The following is a 252-nucleotide window of genomic DNA, read 5'->3' as shown; positions in this document are numbered from 1 at the left end:
AGTGCCTCGACCTCACCGAGGCCGCACTCGCCCGCGGCAACGGGGCGGCGGTGCCGCGGGGCCGCCAGTGGTCGGTGGGTACCGGGCTCGCGCTCGCGATGATCGCGACGATCCCGCCCCGCGGGCACTTCTCGGACACGTCGGTCGCGCGGCTCGAGGACGGGACGTTCGAGGTGTGCGTCGGCACGGCGGAGTTCGGCAACGGCACGACGACGGTCCACCGGCAGCTCGCCGCGACGATCCTCGGCGTGC

At 75.0% G+C, this 252-nt stretch carries 1 protein-coding gene; it reads left to right on the top strand.

Features of this window, described 5'->3' with window-relative positions:
• Window positions 1–252 (top strand): molybdopterin cofactor-binding domain-containing protein (locus tag AC1ECF_RS17745; RefSeq protein WP_480390759.1); only part of this gene is annotated, 252 nt, incomplete at both ends.

The organism is Psychrobacillus sp. Z3-81, assembly GCF_056620325.1.
This window is presented reverse-complemented; position numbering and strand designations above follow the sequence as displayed.